Genomic DNA, 3,745 nt, shown 5'->3' with positions numbered 1-3,745 from the left:
GTAGAAGTTATTGTTCCAACAGAGGCGGAACAAGGGATCATACATGATGTAATCTATAATGAACTGGTTCAAGGCATCGTAAAAACAGAGTCAAAAAAAGAATATATAAAGATCATACAAGGACTTGTTAGCCGAGGCGCAGAGGGCATCATTCTTGGTTGTACAGAAATACCAATGTTGATTAAGAAAGAAGATATTGAGGTGGAACTTTTTGATACGACAGCGATACATGCGACATTTGCTGTTGATTTTGCTCTTAGTGAGTAAAAAGTAAGTTCATATATAAGATATATTGGTTACCAAGAGGGAGATATTAATGGAAGCACAAGATCTTAGAAAGCTTTTTTACAGTTACATAATATCATTATTAATTATTGTGGTATCATGTCGGATCATGGTAAGTTATGGTGATGATTTTATGATGCTATCTATGTCGATTCTTTGGATGATTATGGAAATATTGGTGTATGTGATCATCAAATCCAGATGGGCGACATTAATCTATACTGTGTTTAATGCTTTTGTAGCAGGGATGGCAATGGCAGTATATTATCTGAAATATGACAATTTTGAAATGATTGGAATCACGACCATACTTATAATATTAGTATTAGTTTGCTTGAACTATATTCTATATACCGTAACTAATAAATCTGGGACGCTATCAAGATGGATGACATTCATGTGGGTGGTGACAGCAGTATTAGGTGCGTATCAATGGGGAATAGAAAACTCAATTCAGGGAAGTTGGATTGTATTTTTATCCATAACAGGCATAGCTATAAATATTGCGATCATGTTTTGGAGTTCAGAGGAAAGAGAATTTGATGTATTTAAAACAATAAGGTTTTTTGCTATGTTATTGTTAAGTGGAATACTATTTATTGTATTGGCCATAATAACAGAAGGAGACACTTTAGAATTTCTAGATGGGTTTGCCTACAATAATAATAAGAAAGCCTGATTATAATCTAAGGAGAAAAGTTATGACATTACATCATATTTGTATACAAACAGATTGCTATTATGAATCTATACAGTTTTATAAGGAGATATTTGGATTTGTTGTGGTTAAGGAAACCAAAGGCTTTCATGGAAGACATTTTAACTCATGGATCAAGCGAGACAATTTCATGATTGAATTGCAGACAAATAGGGTTGATGAAGTTTTAATAGATTATAATAAAAGAAGAAAGGGATAACTCACCTGGCTTTTATGGTAGATGACATTGATTATGAATATGAGAGAATAAAGACATTAGGTTATAACACATTCATTAGAAAAAAAGATCAGGATATATATGAGGTAGAAGGTGGCAAGTTGTTTAAGATTCTAGCGCCTGAAGGGACGATCATTGAAGTCAGAGACCAAACAACACTATAAAAATCAGAGCATTGTCTGTTGGTAAAGAATTCAATAAGGGGGACTTGGTATGGATTTTGATGAAGCGGCAACAAATTGGGATACGGATAAAAAAATAAAAAGAGCAAAGGTAATTGCTGATAAAATTATTAGTTCAATAAAGATCGATCATAATAAAAAATATACGGCCATGGAGTTTGGATGCGGAACAGGACTCGTAAGTTTTAATCTTTACAATTATTTTGAGAAAGTAACTTTAGTTGATGCATCAGAAGGTATGCTTGATGTCTTAAATTCTAAAATCGCCAAGAGCAATGTGGACAATATGGTTACGCTTCTTGCGAACGAAGATTTTGAAGATGCAATAGATGAAAAGTTTGATGTTATATATAATTCAATGGTGTTGCATCATATACAAGACATTCCTGAAATACTTAATAAATTCTACAATTGGCTTAAGGTAGATGGCTGGTTATGTATTGTAGATTTGAATAAAGAAGATGGGCGTTTTCACGAGCACGAGCTTGATTTTGACGGACATAACGGCTTTGAGCGGGAAGAATTGAAGAAGATGCTTAAAACAATAGGATTTGATGAAATAGAATCAGAGACATTTTTTTATGATAAAAGAATCTCTGGAGATACCGAGATGGATTATTCATTATTTTTGATGTTAGCAAGGCGCAAAAGTAGCCTCTAAAGAAGAAATTGTATTGAGTTTAGAAGGAGAAACTAATGAAAAAATGGAAATATAAAGTCGTTGAGTTTGATACCAAAAAGTCATTTGGCGGAGGGAAGATTGATAGACAATATATAGAGGATCAGCTGAATGAATTAGGTAGACAAGGGTGGGAAATAATCAGCAATTTCACTACGAATGAAGGCTATGGGAACACTAAGAAAATAGTATATACTTTTAAAAGAGAAGAAAAAGAGATGTAAGAAAAAATTAAAGAAGAATCTTTAGGTCGATTGATTGTTAGGTACTGCTATAACAGTTATATTGAAGATGAGGTGGAAGTGTATGTCTGAGTATTTGGCCGAGTGGTTTCAAGGGTTTGAAAAAGGGATCAACAGCTTAGATCAAAAAGCAAAGGAAAGTTTTTTTTATAGTTGCGGAAGCAATTGTGTAGAAAGAGGCGTAAAAAAAGTATACGAGGAACTTTATATAGATTCAGGAAAAAAGTTAGATACATTTTTTTTGAGATTAAATGAGATGAAGACTGTTGGTGGTGAAATCATTAACCCAGGAAAAGTATATGATATAACATTTTGCCATTGTATTTGTGAGTTACATCGTCGAGGATATATTCACTCTGACTGTATATGTGAATGTTCCAGACAGAGCATTATTCATGTTATGAAATCTTTAGAACCAGAGCTTCAGATGCAAGTAGACAAGATATCTACTGTTTTAGGTGGCGGCAAAGAATGTCGTTTTCGTATTTCGATTGAGGAGGATGCTTAATGAAATTAGATGGATTCGGAATATTCGTAAAAGATATGCCAACGATGATCCAATTTTATCGTGATGTTTTGGGATTTGACATTAAAGAAGATGGTAATGCTTCTAATGTATATTTAGAAAAAGATGGAACGTTATTCTTATTGTATCGAAGAACAGATTTTGAACTAATGACTAATAGAAAATACAACTATGCTAGTGGTATAATCGGACATTATGAGATTGCATTAAGTGTTGAAAATTATGCAGCGGTCGATAAGGCTTTCGATGAAGTGATTTCAAAGGGCGCTATAGGAATACTTCAACCAACGACTGAACCTTGGGGACAACGCACGTGTTATATTGCTGATCCTGAAGGAAACTTGATAGAAATCGGTTCGTTCAATATCAATTAATGTAATTTGACTGAATAATAAAAACGGAGGAAGTATTCAATGAGAGAACTTTATATTAAGCAAAAGGTATTTAAAATTACAGACCATTATCCAGTTATGGATCAGTATGGTGACCTTGTTTATCAAGTGGATCAAGACTTCAAACTTATTGGAAATAAAGTACGTGTGAGTAACGCAGAAGGTGTAGAAATTTTTGTTGTTGACAAAGAGATCTTAACGTTCCTACCACGGTATCAGATATCATTTGCTAATGGACAACACGTGACGATTAAAAGCAGATTTACACTTTTTGCAAAGCAAATAGATGTGGAGTCAGAAGGCTTGAATCTGTTTCTTCAAGGGAGTTTTTTTGATTATGATTTTGAAGTATATCAAGGAGATAGAGTTATAGGAAGCATTTCAAAACGCTTTATGACCTTTGGTGATACGTATGAACTTAAGATTTATGACGAGAGTTTAGAGGTGTATGTATTAGCTTTGATGATAGCTGTCGATTGTATCAAAGACTCTCAAGAGAAGAAT

Annotated in this window: 9 protein-coding genes; all 9 read left to right on the top strand. The window is 33.5% G+C overall.

The annotated features are described in order from the left end of the window. Positions 1-267, top strand: a 267-nt coding sequence (locus P0N36_RS14735; RefSeq protein WP_275843631.1) for an aspartate/glutamate racemase family protein, incomplete at its 5' end; no start/stop codon positions are given. A gap of 49 nt (positions 268-316) precedes the next feature. Next, complete coding sequence (locus P0N36_RS14730; RefSeq protein ID WP_275843630.1) at positions 317-964, top strand: hypothetical protein; 648 nt, start codon at positions 317-319, stop codon at positions 962-964. Between the two features lie 22 nt (positions 965-986). After that, entirely contained in the window at positions 987-1,202 is a 216-nt protein-coding gene (locus P0N36_RS14725) for a VOC family protein (protein ID WP_275843629.1), read from the top strand. A gap of 14 nt (positions 1,203-1,216) precedes the next feature. Next, on the top strand, positions 1,217-1,384 hold the full coding sequence (locus P0N36_RS14720; RefSeq protein WP_275843628.1) for a hypothetical protein: 168 nt from the start codon (positions 1,217-1,219) through the stop codon (positions 1,382-1,384). Between the two features lie 49 nt (positions 1,385-1,433). Further along, a complete protein-coding gene (locus tag P0N36_RS14715; protein WP_275843627.1) occupies positions 1,434-2,063 on the top strand; it encodes a class I SAM-dependent methyltransferase in 630 nt (209 codons plus the stop codon). A gap of 35 nt (positions 2,064-2,098) precedes the next feature. Next, a complete protein-coding gene (locus tag P0N36_RS14710) occupies positions 2,099-2,305 on the top strand; it encodes a DUF4177 domain-containing protein (protein ID WP_275843626.1) in 207 nt (68 codons plus the stop codon). An 82-nt stretch (positions 2,306-2,387) separates the two neighbouring features. Then, positions 2,388-2,831, top strand: a complete 444-nt coding sequence (locus P0N36_RS14705; protein ID WP_275843625.1) for a hypothetical protein — start codon at positions 2,388-2,390, stop codon at positions 2,829-2,831. Continuing rightward, on the top strand, positions 2,831-3,223 hold the full coding sequence (locus P0N36_RS14700; RefSeq protein WP_275843624.1) for a VOC family protein: 393 nt from the start codon (positions 2,831-2,833) through the stop codon (positions 3,221-3,223). Before P0N36_RS14705 ends, P0N36_RS14700 begins: the two co-directional genes overlap by 1 nt. A 39-nt stretch (positions 3,224-3,262) precedes the next feature. After that, a partial coding sequence (locus tag P0N36_RS14695; RefSeq protein WP_275843623.1) for an LURP-one-related/scramblase family protein occupies positions 3,263-3,745 on the top strand: 483 nt, incomplete at its 3' end.

The sequence above is a fragment of the Petrocella sp. FN5 genome, from assembly GCF_029210395.1.
GTDB lineage: Bacteria > Bacillota > Clostridia > Lachnospirales > Vallitaleaceae > Petrocella.
Note: the sequence above shows the minus strand (reverse complement) of the source record. Positions and strands in the feature narration are given on the sequence as shown.